Here is a 16,212-nt window from a genome sequence, read left to right on the forward strand (position 1 = left end):
TTTATTTCAGTGCTAAAGTCTTATAATGCCAACGTTTTAACCATTTTTTAATTGCATTATCAAGGCTCTGGATATCGTTTGGATCTAGCCCTTGAGGGTCAAAGCGATCACGATAATACCAACGTAAGATCTCATCAAGGTCAGTTGCCATTTCTGCCGTGACTTGGTTTTGTCGCAATTCCTGTAGCCATTCTTTTAGAGGTTGTGAAGAAGAACGAGGAAAACCCAGTTGATTAAATATCTCTTCAATGGCTTTAAACTTAGATTTAACCAAAGTCGAACTCTGATTTTTTTTGCGACGTTGCAGAATTTTTCGACCTAGGCTTTCTTTATCGCCAGAGGTGCTAAACCATAACCGTAGGAGTAAGATTGGCAAAATCACCCACCACCATCTTTGGATATTTTCTGGTGTAAAAATACTGCCAAAAATAGTTTTAATTTGTAGCCATCCCCAAGAGAAAAAGTCACCAACCAACGTAAATCCCTTAGCTTCTTGGTCTTCGATATCTGCCCAGTTTGATGGTGTGGTATCAAAGTTTTGCCATTGGCCATCAACATAAACCAAAGTCCAGGCATGGGCATGGCGATCGCGGACAATATATTGCTGTTCTAGTTCACTAAAATCATGAACAGAATAACCTACTGCATACCGAGCAGGAATCCCCATCTCCCGGAGTAACAGGGTGGTCGCCGTCGCAAAATATTCGCAATGACCTTGTTTTTGGTCGAGCAGAAAACTGGCTAGGGGAGTGGGGCGATCGCCGTCACCAGTGAGGTTGAGGGTGTAACTAAAATCCTTGAGGAAAAAGCCTTCTAAATTTGAGAGAGATTTTGTTGAGTTTTCGCTTTTAAGGTTATTGTCCTGAATAATTTGATCTAGGGTTTCAGCCTCACTATTTGGGACATCGAGATCGTCTGGAATGGGTGCAACATCAAAATTTTGATCTGCATTAAAGTCCACTTGATATTGCAGATTTTTCTTTTCTGACTCTAAACGAACCACGCCATATTGATTGTATTCAGCGGTTTCTGCGGGGAAATTTTGTAAGCGAAAACTGCCTGACGGTAATTTGGCGATCGCCTTATCTTTTATTGTTTGGTCAGTGATAATAATGCTGTCATGTTGCTCGGGAGTCTGTTGCCATTGCCAAGTCGTTTCATCGTCGGCAGAATTGGCCGCTTGGAATTCATTTTCAGTCGTGATCCAAAGCCCACCCTGATATTTGTTGTATGCTGCTTCCCGCAATAACCGAGGTACCGTTTCATTGTTCGGAGATTTGACGCGGAAAGCAATAGCATTAGATTGTTTAATTGCACCAATTTCGCCGAGGGAAGTATTTTGCTGAAAGGGATCGGCTTCTCCTTGATAAAACTTGCTGAGCCATGAAATTGCTTGCTGTTCTGTATATTTATGGGCTGCTCTTATACCTAATTGACTAACAAAACCGAGATTGGCCGCAATAACCATGGCACAAAGCCACGGTACGAGTTTAAAGCGATTTGATCGTAACTGCCATAGCGGAAAGAGACTGATGAAAAGTAAGGCAAAGTAAAACGATAAGCCATGCTCTGTCCGACCACTAGCACAAAGAATACAGACAACAAAAAATGGATAAATAACGTCAAAATTACGTTTTTTCTTTGCTATTTTCGGATCGAATTTTACGAAAAGTAAGAGGCTACGAAAGTTGATTTTTTTGCTATCAGAATAGGTTTGTAATAAAACAATTGGGAATACGGTGAGGGGTAGCCATTGAAAAAAGATGCTTAGAGCTTGCAGCCAGCTGCCAGTGACGGCGATAAAGGTATAAATTCCGATTAGTGCCACAGTCGCCACACTCGCAGCCCGTCGAATATCAACATCAGAAAAATTCCAGCGAGTGCGAATTAAGTGATGGGCTTCGTAGGTGATCGCCATCGGTATGGCAAAAAAGATTTGTTGTCCATTGTGCCAACCCCAAAAAATCATCGCTAATCCTAATAGCAAAGGATACATTTTAAGGCGATTCATGATGGTAATAAATCCTCCTGAATTTGACCGAGCTGAAGAGGCTGGAAAATTTGTTCTTCTGGGGCAACCATTAATGGGCGATCGCACAGCACGTAAACCATTAATGGAATCTGAATCTTTTGGAGATATTGAATTAGTTTCTTGCGGGAATTATCCCACTCTAGAAAAATACAAATACAGCCACTCAGTAAACTCGAACGTTCCATCACGACTGGACTGAGATAGTCAAATTGGCGATCGCGACAAGGCTGCACCGAGGCCAAAATTTCGAGGATTTGGTCAGTGTTGCCGACACCTCGACCCGCTGTAAAACAGTAGGCCTCTGCACCCACAAACATTAAATCCAGCAGTGCTTCCTTCGTTTCAAATTCGCAGGCAAAGGACGCAGCCACGGCGATCGCCTCTTCTAGTTTTTCGCTGTAGGGCGCATCAAGAAAGGTGTCGAGGATGAGAGCATGGCGCACAAAGAATTCGTCTTGTTCTTCTTTGACGATAGGTTTGCCTGTTTTTGCCCAACTTTTCCAGTGAATTTTCCGCAACGGATCGCCCGCCCGATATTCTCGCAATGCACGAAATTCCTCCGAATCCCCCACCGACGAAGCAAAAGCAACGCCCCCTGATTGATAGCGACGCGTTCCCGGCAACGAAATGGGCGGCACATTATATCGTCTTGGCAATAGCCATAGGGTTTGGGGTAACGCTCTTGTTTTGAGGCGATGAAATAGTCCAATCGGATCAGCCACTGCGAGGGTATAGCCAGTCAGGTGTAAAGAGCCACGGTGCAAGGGATTTAGGGTGAGGGTGACTTCAATATTGCTATGGGGTGGAATCGGTGGAATGGCGATCGCCTTAATGGTTGCGAGTTGCCGACGGTCGAGTAGCCAAAACCATTGCTTCACTGCCAAAATCACATCTGCAAAAGCACGCTTTGGGAAGGTATTGAGATGATCCTGAAATGCTCTAAAACTAGGGCTAGGATTTTTGATATTTTCAAATAATTTCAGGCCAGCTTGGGGTTTATTTGTGGGATTGTGAATGATGACGCGATATTTTAACGGGATACCCACAGAACCAAATCTTGGCAAAATGCGTTCCACCGTGACTCGAATGCGCACAAATCGACTTCCGGCGATCGCCACTATCATTAGTGCCATTAAAAAAGCTGCAATTTGATAGGCCAAAGTTTGATCGGTATTGAGGCCAGCAGTGGTTGCAACGGCTAAGCAAACCACAAAACTTGGTTGCGGTAATAGTCGCTGAAACCACCATTGCACGGACCAACTTTTACGGAGGAAACGATAGAAAAATTTTTCAAGCATCATCCTTTTCTCCTAGGCTGGCACAGGCAATGTTTTTAAGATTTTTTCCACTACTTCCGCCGCTGTCATCCCTGAAAATCTCGCCTGCGGATTCATCACTAACCGATGGGCGATCGCCGCCACAGCCACTTCTTGAATTTGGTCAGGGGTCACAAATTCCAACCCATCAAAAATCGCCAAAGCCTGCGCCAACTTCATCACTGCCAACGAAGCCCTTGGACTCGCCCCCAACAAAACCTCTGGAGCCGACCGCGTTGCCCCCACAATATCGACGATATACCGCTGAATCTCCGTACTGATGCGCACCTGTTGCATTTCTGCTCGCGCCGCCAACACATCTTCTACCGACACACAGGATTGCACCGATTTAATGGGATGCCCTGCCAACTGCGCCGCCAAAATATTCACCTCTTCCTCCGGCGACACATACCCCAAACTAAACTGCAACGCAAAGCGATCCATCTGGGCTTCTGGCAATGGATAAGTCCCGCGCGATTCCACAGGATTTTGGGTGGCGATGACAAAGAAAAGCTCTTGCAGCGATCGCAACTTGCCATCGATACTCACCTGACCCTCTGCCATGGCTTCTAGCAATGCTGATTGTGTACGAGGAGAAGCCCGATTAATCTCATCCGCAAGAATAATATTGCCGAAAATAGGCCCTTCATGGAACCGAAACTTTTGAGTTTGCTGCTCAAAAATCGAAATACCCACAATATCCGACGGCAACAAATCCGGCGTAAACTGAATCCGTTTAAAATTCGCCGCCACCGACAACGCCAAAGCCTTAGCTAGAGTCGTTTTCCCCGTCCCCGGAAAATCCTCTAACAGCACATGACCCCCAGAAAAAAAAGCCGCTAGTAATCGCCGAATTGCCCCATCCTGCCCTCGAATTACCGTCGCGATATTCGCTGCAATTTCTTGATAAATCTGCTGCCCGACTGCCATAGACTCTAAATCTGTACCATTTCCTCTAGATTAGGCAGTTTCTAGCGAAATTTTTCCTTGTTTGCGTTTTTGTTACGAGTAATCAGAGAGTTATCATGAAACTCGTTAGGATCTACAAGCCAATTTATTTCTATTTATCTAATTAATGCAGTTCACTTTATATTATCGTGGTGATCTAAAATCTAATGGTAAGCCTGCTCATAAGCATAAAATAAGACAATATTTTCATCCTCAACTTAAAGAGTTATGGAAACAACTTCCATTGAGAGATTTCGCATTTCTTTATGCTAATACCGCTGATAGTGACAAGATATCTCTTTGTGAAGAAGTTGAACTGTTTACATTTGTACCTTTAGTTAGTGACAAGATTTCTCTCATCGCAGAATTAGATATTCAGATACTATGGCCTCAAAAGCGAGGAGAGATTATTACAAATGGTGGAGATATCGATAATCGGCTTAAAACTCTGTTTGATGCTCTTAAAGTTCCTTCCGAACCTACGGCATTGCCACTAGGAACTTCGCCTAGTAAGGGAGAAGAGCCTTTCTTTTGCTTACTCAAAGATGACAGTCTAATTACACGTTTAAGTGTTGAAACAGATCATTTATTAGATCCTGATTATAAAAATAATTCCTCAGAAGTAATCCTATTCATTCGCGTCACTACGAATCAACTTAGAATTACATGGGACACAGTTGGACTTGCTTGAAAATAGACTTAATATGAAAAGAACTAACAGAAACGCCTCGTTCGTATTTTTGAAAGACTTGCTTAAGATGGCGTAGCTACTTAGTTTAATGAAATTATCTAGGACTTTAGATATCTCTCTAAAAAAAATGCATAGAAGTGAGTTTTTAAAGTTGTTAAAGCATGAGTTTCCAGAACTGACTAATGATGTGAATGCAGGACAAGGACTGCTGCATTTTGAAGTCGGAGTACTCAAGAAGTATGCTCAGCGAGCAATTTATGATAGAGATAGAGAGAAATTCTTAAAATGTTTGCAGCTAGCCGAAGCCGCGTATCGGGAAGGTAATGCAACTCTAAAAGATGCAATAGATGTCTCTTTCGTTGAAGAATTAGAATTCACTCCATCCCCAAAATCAAATTGCGCTTGGGCTTGGGAAATGATGCCAAATACCTTGAAGACTTTGTATATCGCGTTTCACGGTAGCCCTAAAATAAAAGGCTAAATGTTATCTGTTTAGGGAGAAAAAATATTTATCTTCTCATCAACGGAGTTCGGAAGCTTCAGCGTGTCCTCCACAAAAAATCTGAATTTAGAATAGAGAAGCTAGATGATTTGAGAGGATTTAAGCTTGATATATACAGACCTTCAGCCGAAATGGATACAAATAGTTGGCTCGGTTCTATTCTTTGCCTTTTTCCCTGGAACAGCGAATGCATTTCTAACCAAATTAGAACTGTTAGATGAACGCTATGTGAGTCCTTTTTATCGAGGAGAACTAACAATGCCTTTGTCGTGTCTTTTTCTAGGGCTAGGCATTGGGATGTATGTTGTCCCCATTATTATTAATCGACATAGAAAGTCCCAAAAATAGTTTGTTTGAGAAAAATCTGTCAGTCTCTTATGGGCCGTTCTTGTGATCTCCGATGGATAATTGGGGCTTTTCCTTGTTCATCATAAAATTTGGAAGTAGCTTAGGATACCAGACAGTATAGATATGGAGGATGAAGGAGCAGCCATGGCAGAATCATTAGAGAACCAGCAAGAGCCATTAGAAAAATCCCAGAGTCAAAATCCATCTCTTTCAAGTGCCCAAAATTCTGCGCCACCACAATCTCGATATTTCCCCAAAAAACTCACTTCAGCAATTGAATATCTAATCTCGTTAAAGGTGAATAATTCTGCGAGTAAAGTGATCGCCTCTACATCCGATTCCAGTTCTCACTCTAAGCCCATCGATACAGAAGAAACATCAACTTCTCAGTCCTCAACTTTAGCGGTAAAAACTTCAGCATCAGATTCAGACAAGAATCCCTATACCGAGAAAACTCAGCGCATTATGGCGTGGAGTAATCTATTGCGATCGCTCCAGCCTTTTATTTGGGGAGCAATCATTTTAGTCGTTGTAGTCCCCTTAATTGGGAAAATCATCCTATTTCGTTCTGCTTCAATAACCCCAGAGCAATATTCTCAGTCTTCACTTCAGCCCCGCACAGAGATAATAGTGCCTGCGATTCCGGCAGGAGAGAATGTCGACCAAGCTTTGATTGATGCTGTACTCACTGCCCATGAAAGTGCTCAGGTATTTGCTAAAGCAGAACTAGATGATTGGGAGATGCAGTTGGAAGGGCGAGTTGAGAATTTTCTCGATTGGTATTTTGGCTATTTCACTCAAAAAAAGATGGAGTTTATGACACCTTTGGTTTGGGGATCTTCTGCTGCACTCCATAAAATTGATCCGAATCGAGTCGAAGCTGGTGATGCGGTCATCGCAAAGTTTACTGGGGAATTCCAAAAACAATTTGCTAAACAGGTTTTAGTGCCGCAAACGGCTCAAATCCAATTGGAAAATGTCACCACAGAAACTGTTGAGCATTATTTACTGGCGTTGCGCCAAAATATTGACCAGGTAAAGGTTAAATATCACATTCCCCAAGGTCAATGGGAACGCTATTTGTCTGATATTTCCACCACGATTCAGGATACGGAAGGCAATCTATCAAACGTTTCTCTCAAGGTTTTGGTGGGAGGTAGTGGCTATATGCTCACTAAGCCTTTGGTGATATCGAGTGTAGCGAAAATTGGCAGTAAATTTAGCTCGAAATTTGCAGGAACAGCCGCCGCAAAAGTCGCAGCAAAAACTGGGGGCACTGTAGCTGCGGAATTAGGAACTAGTTTTGTTGACCCAATTGTGGGTGTCGGGATCTTCATTTGGGATCTGTGGGATTATCAGCACACGGTGAAACTCGAACGACCTTTGCTGAAAGCTAATTTGATGGACTATCTCCAAGGGGTAGAGCATTCATTGCTCCATGATCCAGAGACTGGGGTGATGTCGGCGATCGCCCAGATCGAACAGGGTATTTTTCAATCTCTTTGAGCCATGAATAAATTGCGATAGGACAAATGTTGTTTTCGTTTTTGTTACAGCTAAAAGGCGATCGCCTTCTCTACTTACACTGGGAGATAAGGTGAGAGAAAAACATGATTTGCTATGACCACCAATCTACCAATTGCTAAACCAGTTGTAACGACACCTTCAGCACTTGAAGTTATAGTCGAACCTTTGGGTGATGAGGCGATGCTACGTAGGCAGGAAAATGACAAATCCCAGTATGGTTGGCGTTCATTGGGAATATTAATCGCGATTATTGGTGGTGTGATTTGGTGGATGGCACCTCAAATTGTTGGATGCGGCGGCATGGCAAAAGAGATGGAAGGAAGAATTGCTGTCGGTACAATGGGTCGAGGACAGCAAGCTTTTTTCCTAGAGAATAATCAATTTGCTTCTAGCCTTGATGAGCTAGATCTGGGTATTCGCCGCGAAACAGATAACTATACTTTCAGCGTGGATCATCGAGGCGATCATGTTTTTAATTATGCTGTTGCCCGTGGAGATGTAGAAAATAGTTATATTGGTGCAGTTTTTCAACTAGAGTCAACAGTTATAGTCCCAGAAACTGGCGAAGAAATCCCTGAGTTTGCAACAATAACCTGCGCCATCAATATTGAAAATGTTGACACCCAAGTTTCTCCCCAAACAGTTTTGCCTAGCCTCGAAGACAATATTCCAATCTGTCATCCCGAAACAAATCTAATGCAGCGATCACCTGATCCTGAGGTGATTTCTCAAGGACTAAATTGAGATGAATAATCTTTTGGTGGCGCTTATTTCTTTTATCGGATTAGGACTGACATTTAGCTTACTAGAGAAACAGTTTTATTTACATCGCCAAAAAGTCAATCGCTTTCAATGGCAGCTCGATACAATTTATTACTTTACTGGCTATGTCATTAATAAGTTTGGGATTTGGCTATGTTTAAGTTTAGCTATTTTAATTAAGTATCAAATCAACCCTGAAATAAGTCTGAATTGGATTACCCAACAATCTTTATTTTTCCAATTAATTGAGATCTTAATTCTTTCCGAATTGGGTTATTATTTCGCCCATCGACTATTGCATCAGATACCATTCTTGTGGAGATTTCATGCGATACATCACAGCGCCGAAAAAATGGATTGGCTCACCACCACTAGGGTGCATCCAGTCGATCAGCTCTTTACAAAATTCTTTCAGCTAGTACCGCTACTCTGTCTAGATTTTTCCCCGAAAGCAATGGGGATTTATTTTCTCTGGTCATCGGCGATCGCCTTTTTTATCCATGCCAACTTACGAATTAAACTCCCAATTCTGAGACGAATTATTGTCACTCCAGAAACCCATCATTGGCATCACAATCGAAATCGAGCATTATCTAATACAAACTTTTCGGCACAGCTTGCTTGTATTGATTGGTTATTTGGTACGTATTATTGTCCCCAAACTAAACATCAAGATCACTACGGCATATCAGAGAGACTTCCCAACACCTATTTAAAGCAAGTTTTCTATCCATTTGGAAAAGCCTAAAAATTCAGAGTCATGATTAATAAAAGAAAACTCCTTATAGTTGGATTAACTATTTTTTTATCCATCGCATCAAGCTGTGGAATCGCTGGAGCTGTATATCTAAAAACAGGTTTATCTGTGCCCTACTACCTAAGGAGTTTGAAGACAGAGAGGCTTACTGTCCCTGAACTGAAACAGCTACCGCAAGATGACCTTCTGATTATTGATGTGCGTACTCCGGATGAATATGCAGCAGAATATATTCCCAATAGTATTTTGATCCCAATTCAAGATATTGAAGCAGGGTTTGGTCTCAAAAAGATTGAAACAGAAATCATAAAGTTTCAGGCTAATAAAAATCAGTCCCCCAAAATAATTTTGTATTGTCAAACTGGGCCTAGATCGATTCGAGCCTTTGAGACATTACAAACAGAATTTGATATTGAAATTCTTGTTTTAACTGGTGGGATGAGAGCTTGGAATGCGGGGATTTAATAGTCGTAATCAGTTAATAGAGGCGCTAATTTGAGGTGCTGATCAATGTGATTCGCCAAATTATCAATAATCACTTCACGTCTTTCTGTGAAGTCGGCAATACCTGTGGCGAGGGACGACAGACCACGTTTTTGACGAAGTTGATTCAGCCAGAACCGTCGCCATGGACCATTATTGAAAAGTTCATGGAGATTAACAGCCCAAATATTACGACCTTGGTTAATTAAGCCCAGATCGTTATCTCGGAATAGTTGCGCGACAGCATCACGGGCAAATACTGTCACTTTGCCGTATTTGCATGCTTCACCACTAATAGGCAGATTAGCAAACAAGGTTTCTGAGAGAGTTTGAATCGATTCGCAGGCGAGAGGCGTTGTCCGCAAATCAGTTTTTGTGGGGAGTAATCCAAGCCCTGGCTGTTCGAGCAATGCAGAATTGATCAAGTTTGTTTTCTGATTTATTTGTTTGCCAAGCATTGAGGCACCATTACCGAGCCCGAGGATTGTGCCTCCTGCTGCTGCATAGTTTTGGAGCTGAGTATGGAATTTGTATTTATGGAGATAATCAAGATCTTCGATCGCCGCTGAGCTATGGGGAATAATCACGGCATCAGGATAGCCGAGCTGATTCGCTGGGTCGAAGTAACTTAGCTCAACGCTGGGCTCACTTTCTAGAGCATCAAGATCGGTATGCTGAGAAAGATTCGGCAGACGCAAAATAACGATTTTGAGGCGATTTTGAGAGGTCTGTTGCGAACCGCTTTCAAAGGTTAGAGGGCTTTCAGGATGAAAATATTGGCCTGAGAGAGTTGGCAAATGGCCAAGTACAGGCAAATTTAGATGTTCTTGTACCCAGCGTGTTTGGACATCGCTAATGCGGCGATCTCCCTCCCATTGATTAAAAATCACGCCGCGGATAAGCTTACGATTTTCTTCCGATAGCCGTTCCCAAAATCCACATAATTGATTAATTGCGCCACCTTGACGGCAATCAATAATAATTACCCCAGCAGGGTGAAACGAAGATGCTTTGAGAAGTTCAAAATTTTCGTCTGTGTCGTCCTGGAAAGGATTATAAAGACCATGTTGATAGGTATCGAAAACCGCTAAGTTGTGCTTCGACTGATAAATCTTGTCGAGACATTCTTGAATTAAAGGTTTCGCAATGCCGTAATAATTTTGATAATAATCCGAACGGCTAACAGTACCGATGCCTCGCCCCTGAATGAACAATTGATATTGCAAACTCGGACTATCTAAAGGTCTTAAAACAACCGGATTTAGATTCGCCGACATGGATACTTTTGCTGCCCATGCCTGCCATGCGATCGAATAACTCACCATCACGTTATGGTCGATGGTATAGCCTTTATTCACATCAACCTGCGCTTGGATGGGGGTCACGTTCCAGTCTTCTCGCGTTAACCACCGACAAAGAGCCGTTGCAAACCATGATTTTCCGGCACCACAGGTGGGACTGAAAACAGCGATCGCCCGCATTGATACTCCTCAAACTATCTAGAAAGACTGTTAGTCACTTTCCACAATATAGCCAAACATCCGGAACAGCGACAAACAAATCAAATGCCTGTCTCCGTCCGATCACCGAAATGTAGCGTCACCCAAAATGAGCCCTGTCTTTAGGCTGGATCTTAGAGTGCTAAAACCATAGCCAGACCTTTCTCTGCAAGACTTACAAGCTCGCTTCCCAAAAAACGATGCTAAACTTGACGAATCACTTTACAAAAATTCACATCAAATGACTGCGACCTTCCCCAGTACAGAAAAGTCTTACGATCAGACGGCTTGGCAGCGAGGCTATGAGTCGCAGCGCTGTGAACTTTCTTATGAAGTGACTGACATTGAGGGTGAGATTCCTCAGGCGTTGCAAGGCACTTTATTTCGGAATGGGCCTGGACTACTGGACATTGGGGGGACACCGATTAAGCATCCATTTGATGGCGATGGCATGATTGTTGCGATGACCTTTGAGGGCGGTAGAGCCTATTTCCAAAATCGTTTTGTGCGTACGGAAGGGTTTGTTGCGGAAGAGAAAGCTGGTAAGCCGCTTTACCGTGGGGTTTTTGGCACAGAAAAGCCCGGTGGTCTTTTCAGTAATATGTTCGACCTCAGACTCAAAAATATTGCCAATACGAATGTGCTTTATTGGGGAGAGAAATTATTGGCGCTCTGGGAAGCCGCAGAACCCCATAGCCTTGATCCAGAAACCCTTGAAACAAAAGGGATTGATTATTTGAAGGGGATTTTAAAGTCTGGGGATGGGTTTTCAGCTCACCCTCGCATTGACCCCGCTTGTATTTGGGATGATGGCGATCGCTGTCTCGTGAATTTTGCAGTGAAACCTGGTCTAAATACGACCCTCGCTGTGTATGAAATTAGTCCTAATGGCGAATTGCGCCGTTATAAAGAGCACCAAGCTGATGGCTTTGCTTTTATCCATGACTTTGTGATCACGCCAAATTACGTCATTTTCTTCCAAGCAACGGTCAGTTTTAATCCATTGCCCTATGCTTTCGGACTAAAAGGTGCTGGTGAATGTGTGAATTTTCAGGCAGATAAACCCACTCAGATGGTTGTGATTCCCCGCGACCCTGAGAGAAATGATGTGCAGGTTTTAAAGGCTGAGGCCGGGTTTGTATTTCACCATGCCAATGCTTTTGAACGGGATAACAAAATTTTTGTGGATTCGGTCTGTTATCAATCGATTCCGCAAGTGCAGTCGGATGTGGATTATAAAAATGTTGATTTTGACCAGCTCGACCCAGGCCAACTTTGGCGATTTGAGCTGAACCTTGAAAGTAAAAAAGTTACACGCGAATTGTTAGATAGTCGCTGCTGTGAGTTTCCAGTGGTGCATCCTGATTATGTAGGCCGTGATTATCGTTATGCCTACATTGGTGCGACCCATTCAAATATTGGTAATGCACCGTTACAGGCACTCTGGAAACTCGATGTGGAGTCTGGTGAGCAACAGTTGCATTCTTTTGCGCCGGATGGCTTTGCTGGGGAGCCTATTTTTGTGCCTTATCCTGATGGCAAAGCAGAAGATGACGGTTGGGTTTTATTAATGACCTATGATGCGGCTCGCCATGGATCTGATGTGGTAATTTTTGATGCGAAGCAGATTGATCGAGGGGCGATCGCCACGGTGCATATCAAACAGCATATTCCCTATGGCTTACATGGGAGCTGGACTCCAAAAACCTTCGTCAACTTCTAAAATCTTTCGCACAAAATCTATTCTGTGGGGCTTCCAAGTTTGGGCGATCGCCAGACCCACCATGCCCCCAGACAGAGCGTAATATTACCGATGACAGTGGTTGCTGCTTGGGTGGTGACGAGCCATTCGAGAGATTCGGCATTATCAAAAAAATGCCAGGTGCAAGCACACATCGCGCTCACAAGGGACGGCAACATTCCCCAGGACAACGCCGACCAACTCTTATCTTTAGTAAGCTGACCATACGTATAAATTAGCCAAATTGCCATGACCCATTCGAGGACACTGGACACATGAACGATCCATGTGGGGAAGGAAAGGGCATTCATAAAAGAAACTTCAGGGAATGAATTTTAGTCTTTGAAGACATCTATATAAGGGCAATCGTCAGCATATCCTGATTAGGGTGTGGGAGACTCTTTTTTCACTTTGCCCAATTGTTCAATCGTGTCATTAATCACAGAGGTTAAACTTTTGCGGGTTTGTTCGTGAGCTTCCTGCTCAGCTGCTAAATCGGCAAGAGCTTGGTGACGTTCCTTTTCAGTGCTGATCAACCGTTCTTGTAATTCTTCTAGGTCGGCGATCGCCTTGATCTCCTGCTCCAGTTCTGGATTATCCAGTTGACCAGGGGTGAGCTGAGCATCCTGTTGGAGAGTACGCATCGTCAGCTGAATCTGCTCAAACTGCTCCTTTGCTAAACGGGCTTCTGTGCGTCGTTGCTGCGCTTCCTCGGTGTAGCGTTGTCGCCAGCTCGCTTCGTTTTTCTGGCTCGTTTGCAGCTCTTGTTGGAGGGTGGCAAGTTGTTGTTTTAGACGGTTAATTTCGCCGAGCCATTGCACAACCGCTTCGCTCATCGACTTAAACTCCTGAGGTAGGTGCTACATAACCTATAGTAATCTGCCTTTCTTGATCTGAACATGGAATTTTGGGTCGGTGATTACTGACACTCACGTTCATTTATTACACTCGCGACGGTAGACAAGGGGTTCCGAAAAATCAGATGCTATGGTGTGGTCACTTTACAACAAAAGATCTAGGGCGATCGCCCGCTAACCATCATGCAAAATCCTCTCAGAGTTTCGCGTTAGCCCCTTATCATCCAGCTATGAAACGTTTTTTCCGCTTCTTTCTGTATGTTAATCACCAGACAATTTACTACACTATCCGGCAGGCTTTAAGGCGTCGTTTAGTCGGATTGTCTTCCGAGATTGCCTTTAACGTGATGCTGTCGCTGTTTCCGATCATCATCATGATGTTGACAGCATTAGGGTTATTTACAGAACAGATTGATGACACAGTAATCCAGCTCGCGAGCTACTACCAAGAAGTGATTCCTCCCTCCATTTGGGATTTATTGAGAGAGTTTACTCAAGAGATTAGTGAGTCGCCGAGTAAGGGATTATTTTCAGTTAGTTTTATCGCGACAATTTGGGTCTCGTCAGGAGCATTGAGCGCGACAATGAATGCATTGGATGTGATCCATGAGATTCCGCCGAAGCAACGCCGCCCTTTCTGGAAAGCGAAGTTGATGTCGATTTTTATCACCATCGGAGCGATCGCCCTTTTAGCTTTTGCTTCTTTTCTTGTCCTGTTGGGGGATAGTATGGTCAAAATCGCCCTAGAGCTTGCAGCGCAACTCCCTTTCAACTCCACAGGCTTAAGTGTGTTAGTGATTTTGTGGCGATTAGTCAGCTTTCCGCTTGCTCTTAGTCTCGGTGCTGGAATTGTATCCATTCTCGTCAATATTTTGATGAGCCCCGCTGATCAGCGATACCCATTGCGCAAGCTCAAAAAAATGTCCATTGGCTTGGCGATTGGGATCTCGACCCTATTGCTTCTGTGCTTTCTGATTATCTTCATTCAGAACATCATTATTAACCTCAAAATTGACTACGACATCGCGTACCTAATCGTGACAATTTGGCGATTTTTGAGTATGCCTGTTGCTCTTGGGATAGTCTCGATTGCGTTCGCGTTCATCTACAGCATGGGGTCAAGCCGGATGGTGAAAGGAATGCCAATTCTTCCAGGTGCGGTATTGGGAGCTATTTCCTGGGCAATTATTTCGTCGCTATTTCGAACTTATGTGCTGAATTTTGGTCGTTATAACTACGTTTATGGCGCAGTGGGAACGGTCATTATTTTGATGTTGTGGCTTCAGCTCAGTGCGTTAGTCATGCTTATTGGTGATCAGTTGAATGTAGTGATTGGTGAGGCGATGTTGGCAGATACATTGAAACGCTCGAATAATACTGGCTCAATCGATAAATCTGGTGATACTAATGACTACAAAAATTCCCCTCTGCAAGAAGAAGCATAAGGGGAAATTTTTTTAATCAATTCAATTGAGTCTGTTCAGGAGCAAAACTTAGGCGATCGCCTAAGTTGCGAATTCCTGCTTAAGAACATCAACCTTATCGAGACGTTCCCAAGGTAAATCGAGATCATCCCGTCCGAAGTGGCCATAGGCCGCTACTTCTTGATAAAAACGACCATTGCGATCGCCAGGGAGATTGCGCAGATCAAACGCTTGGATAATGCCCGCAGGACGTAGTTCGAAATGCTTCTGGACTGCTGCGAGGAGATTTTCCTCATCCACTTTGCCCGTACCAAATGTTTCGACCAAGACACTGACGGGGCGAGCTACACCAATCGCGTAACTGACCTGAACCTCACACTTATCTGCGAGACCAGCTGCCACAATATTTTTCGCAACATAACGGCAAGCATAGGACGCACTACGGTCAACCTTTGTAGGGTCTTTTCCAGAGAACGCACCACCACCATGGCGAGAATAACCACCGTAGGTATCAATAATGATTTTGCGACCTGTCAATCCACAATCCCCTTGAGGGCCACCGATCACAAACTTACCAGTCGGGTTCACCAAAAACTTGGTGTCTTCAGTCAAGCCTACAACCGCATCAGCAAAAATGGGCTCAACAACACTGGCCATAAGGTCAGCTTTGATTTTGGCTTGGACATCCTCATTATTTGTGAGTTCACCAATCGTTGCGGCGTGCTGTGTTGAAATCAAAATAGTGTCGATCGCCACAGGTTTACCATCTTCATAAGCAACCGTAACCTGTGTTTTGCCATCGGGACCCAGATAACTTAGCTCACCACTTTTACGAACTTGACTGAGCTTCAGAGATAAACGATGTGCCAAACTAATCGGTAAAGGCATCAATTCCGGCGTTTCGTTGCAGGCAAAACCAAACATCAAACCCTGATCACCTGCACCAATCTGATCAAGCTGATCATCACTCAGCTTTTCGCGTTGCTCTTGGGCACTTGTAACACCCTGGGCAATATCAGGCGACTGTTCATCAAGGGCAATTAATACCGAGCAACTGTTAGCCGAGAAACCATTATCAGCATTAGTGTAGCCAATCTCCGCAATTTTCTCGCGGGCAACCTTAATAAAGTTGATATTCGCTTGAGTTGTAATTTCACCCGTAACCACGACTAAACCCGTGTTTGTGACAACTTCTGCGGCAACACGGCTAGCAGGATCCTCTGCGAGCACAGCGTCGAGAATAGCATCTGAGATTTGATCACAGATTTTGTCGGGATGTCCTTCCGTGACTGATTCAGACGTAAAAAGATAACGACGAGACAATG

General features: G+C 43.7%; 15 protein-coding genes. 8 read left to right on the plus strand and 7 right to left on the minus strand.

Going from position 1 to position 16,212, the window contains the following annotated elements:
• Nucleotide 1: 1 nt before the first annotated feature.
• Genes LEPTO7376_RS14005 through LEPTO7376_RS14015 form a run of 3 tightly spaced genes read right to left on the minus strand, consistent with a single transcriptional unit; the run spans nucleotide 2 to nucleotide 4,278 of the window.
• Nucleotides 2-2,011, minus strand: coding sequence for a transglutaminase family protein (locus LEPTO7376_RS14005; protein WP_015134825.1), 2,010 nt, complete (start codon nucleotides 2,009-2,011; stop codon nucleotides 2-4).
• On the minus strand, nucleotides 2,008-3,333 hold the full coding sequence (locus LEPTO7376_RS14010) for a DUF58 domain-containing protein (protein ID WP_160148463.1): 1,326 nt from the start codon (nucleotides 3,331-3,333) through the stop codon (nucleotides 2,008-2,010). Before LEPTO7376_RS14010 ends, LEPTO7376_RS14005 begins: the two co-directional genes overlap by 4 nt.
• A 9-nt stretch (nucleotides 3,334-3,342) precedes the next feature.
• Complete coding sequence (locus LEPTO7376_RS14015) at nucleotides 3,343-4,278, minus strand: MoxR family ATPase (protein ID WP_015134827.1); 936 nt, start codon at nucleotides 4,276-4,278, stop codon at nucleotides 3,343-3,345.
• 145 nt (nucleotides 4,279-4,423) lie between these two features.
• Between LEPTO7376_RS14015 and LEPTO7376_RS14020 the strand changes: the two genes are divergently transcribed.
• From LEPTO7376_RS14020 to LEPTO7376_RS14045, 6 genes are all read left to right on the plus strand, one after another.
• On the plus strand, nucleotides 4,424-4,987 hold the full coding sequence (locus LEPTO7376_RS14020; protein WP_015134828.1) for a hypothetical protein: 564 nt from the start codon (nucleotides 4,424-4,426) through the stop codon (nucleotides 4,985-4,987).
• An 88-nt stretch (nucleotides 4,988-5,075) separates the two neighbouring features.
• Nucleotides 5,076-5,468, plus strand: coding sequence for a hypothetical protein (locus LEPTO7376_RS14025; protein WP_015134829.1), 393 nt, complete (start codon nucleotides 5,076-5,078; stop codon nucleotides 5,466-5,468).
• A 513-nt stretch (nucleotides 5,469-5,981) separates the two neighbouring features.
• Complete coding sequence (locus LEPTO7376_RS14030) at nucleotides 5,982-7,343, plus strand: hypothetical protein (RefSeq protein WP_015134830.1); 1,362 nt, start codon at nucleotides 5,982-5,984, stop codon at nucleotides 7,341-7,343.
• Nucleotides 7,344-7,457: 114 nt separating this feature from the next.
• Nucleotides 7,458-8,108 carry a type IV pilin-like G/H family protein gene (locus LEPTO7376_RS23645; protein WP_015134831.1) on the plus strand — a complete coding sequence of 217 codons (651 nt, stop codon included), beginning with the start codon at nucleotides 7,458-7,460 and terminating at the stop codon, nucleotides 8,106-8,108.
• 1 nt (nucleotide 8,109) lies between these two features.
• Nucleotides 8,110-8,874: a sterol desaturase family protein gene (locus tag LEPTO7376_RS14040; protein ID WP_015134832.1), complete on the plus strand. Its 765-nt coding sequence runs from the start codon at nucleotides 8,110-8,112 to the stop codon at nucleotides 8,872-8,874.
• A 12-nt stretch (nucleotides 8,875-8,886) separates the two neighbouring features.
• A complete protein-coding gene (locus LEPTO7376_RS14045) occupies nucleotides 8,887-9,348 on the plus strand; it encodes a rhodanese-like domain-containing protein (RefSeq protein WP_015134833.1) in 462 nt (153 codons plus the stop codon).
• On the opposite strand, the gene LEPTO7376_RS14050 is transcribed toward LEPTO7376_RS14045, so the two are convergent.
• Nucleotides 9,345-10,847 carry an adenosylcobyric acid synthase gene (locus LEPTO7376_RS14050; RefSeq protein ID WP_015134834.1) on the minus strand — a complete coding sequence of 501 codons (1,503 nt, stop codon included), beginning with the start codon at nucleotides 10,845-10,847 and terminating at the stop codon, nucleotides 9,345-9,347. The genes LEPTO7376_RS14045 and LEPTO7376_RS14050 overlap by 4 nt on opposite strands.
• Before the next feature lie 259 nt (nucleotides 10,848-11,106).
• On the opposite strand from LEPTO7376_RS14050, the gene LEPTO7376_RS14055 reads away from it, so the two are divergent.
• Nucleotides 11,107-12,588, plus strand: coding sequence for a carotenoid oxygenase family protein (locus tag LEPTO7376_RS14055; protein WP_015134835.1), 1,482 nt, complete (start codon nucleotides 11,107-11,109; stop codon nucleotides 12,586-12,588).
• A 17-nt stretch (nucleotides 12,589-12,605) separates the two neighbouring features.
• Here the strand turns inward: LEPTO7376_RS14055 and LEPTO7376_RS14060 are convergent, their stop codons facing one another.
• Nucleotides 12,606-12,917, minus strand: coding sequence for a DUF2499 domain-containing protein (locus LEPTO7376_RS14060; RefSeq protein ID WP_015134836.1), 312 nt, complete (start codon nucleotides 12,915-12,917; stop codon nucleotides 12,606-12,608).
• Nucleotides 12,918-12,989: 72 nt separating this feature from the next.
• Nucleotides 12,990-13,442: a hypothetical protein gene (locus tag LEPTO7376_RS14065; protein WP_015134837.1), complete on the minus strand. Its 453-nt coding sequence runs from the start codon at nucleotides 13,440-13,442 to the stop codon at nucleotides 12,990-12,992.
• A 146-nt stretch (nucleotides 13,443-13,588) separates the two neighbouring features.
• On the opposite strand from LEPTO7376_RS14065, the gene LEPTO7376_RS14070 reads away from it, so the two are divergent.
• A complete protein-coding gene (locus LEPTO7376_RS14070) occupies nucleotides 13,589-14,908 on the plus strand; it encodes a YihY/virulence factor BrkB family protein (protein ID WP_015134838.1) in 1,320 nt (439 codons plus the stop codon).
• Between the two features lie 60 nt (nucleotides 14,909-14,968).
• On the opposite strand, the gene metK is transcribed toward LEPTO7376_RS14070, so the two are convergent.
• Nucleotides 14,969-16,210 carry a methionine adenosyltransferase gene (gene metK, locus LEPTO7376_RS14075; protein ID WP_015134839.1) on the minus strand — a complete coding sequence of 414 codons (1,242 nt, stop codon included), beginning with the start codon at nucleotides 16,208-16,210 and terminating at the stop codon, nucleotides 14,969-14,971.
• Nucleotides 16,211-16,212 lie beyond the last annotated feature (2 nt).

Source organism: [Leptolyngbya] sp. PCC 7376 (genome assembly GCF_000316605.1).
In the GTDB taxonomy this organism is placed as follows: Bacteria; Cyanobacteriota; Cyanobacteriia; order Cyanobacteriales; family MRBY01; genus MRBY01.

Coding starts and splice junctions, on each gene's coding strand:
- LEPTO7376_RS23645 (WP_015134831.1), top strand. CDS start 7,458: ATGACCACCAATCTACCAATTGCTAAACCAGTTGTAACGACACCTTCA.
- LEPTO7376_RS14030 (WP_015134830.1), top strand. CDS start 5,982: ATGGCAGAATCATTAGAGAACCAGCAAGAGCCATTAGAAAAATCCCAG.
- LEPTO7376_RS14060 (WP_015134836.1), bottom strand. CDS start 12,917: ATGAATGCCCTTTCCTTCCCCACATGGATCGTTCATGTGTCCAGTGTC.
- LEPTO7376_RS14020 (WP_015134828.1), top strand. CDS start 4,424: ATGCAGTTCACTTTATATTATCGTGGTGATCTAAAATCTAATGGTAAG.
- LEPTO7376_RS14065 (WP_015134837.1), bottom strand. CDS start 13,442: ATGAGCGAAGCGGTTGTGCAATGGCTCGGCGAAATTAACCGTCTAAAA.
- LEPTO7376_RS14015 (WP_015134827.1), bottom strand. CDS start 4,278: ATGGCAGTCGGGCAGCAGATTTATCAAGAAATTGCAGCGAATATCGCG.
- LEPTO7376_RS14070 (WP_015134838.1), top strand. CDS start 13,589: ATGCTATGGTGTGGTCACTTTACAACAAAAGATCTAGGGCGATCGCCC.
- LEPTO7376_RS14045 (WP_015134833.1), top strand. CDS start 8,887: ATGATTAATAAAAGAAAACTCCTTATAGTTGGATTAACTATTTTTTTA.
- LEPTO7376_RS14025 (WP_015134829.1), top strand. CDS start 5,076: ATGAAATTATCTAGGACTTTAGATATCTCTCTAAAAAAAATGCATAGA.
- LEPTO7376_RS14040 (WP_015134832.1), top strand. CDS start 8,110: ATGAATAATCTTTTGGTGGCGCTTATTTCTTTTATCGGATTAGGACTG.
- LEPTO7376_RS14055 (WP_015134835.1), top strand. CDS start 11,107: ATGACTGCGACCTTCCCCAGTACAGAAAAGTCTTACGATCAGACGGCT.
- LEPTO7376_RS14010 (WP_160148463.1), bottom strand. CDS start 3,333: ATGATGCTTGAAAAATTTTTCTATCGTTTCCTCCGTAAAAGTTGGTCC.
- LEPTO7376_RS14050 (WP_015134834.1), bottom strand. CDS start 10,847: ATGCGGGCGATCGCTGTTTTCAGTCCCACCTGTGGTGCCGGAAAATCA.
- LEPTO7376_RS14005 (WP_015134825.1), bottom strand. CDS start 2,011: ATGAATCGCCTTAAAATGTATCCTTTGCTATTAGGATTAGCGATGATT.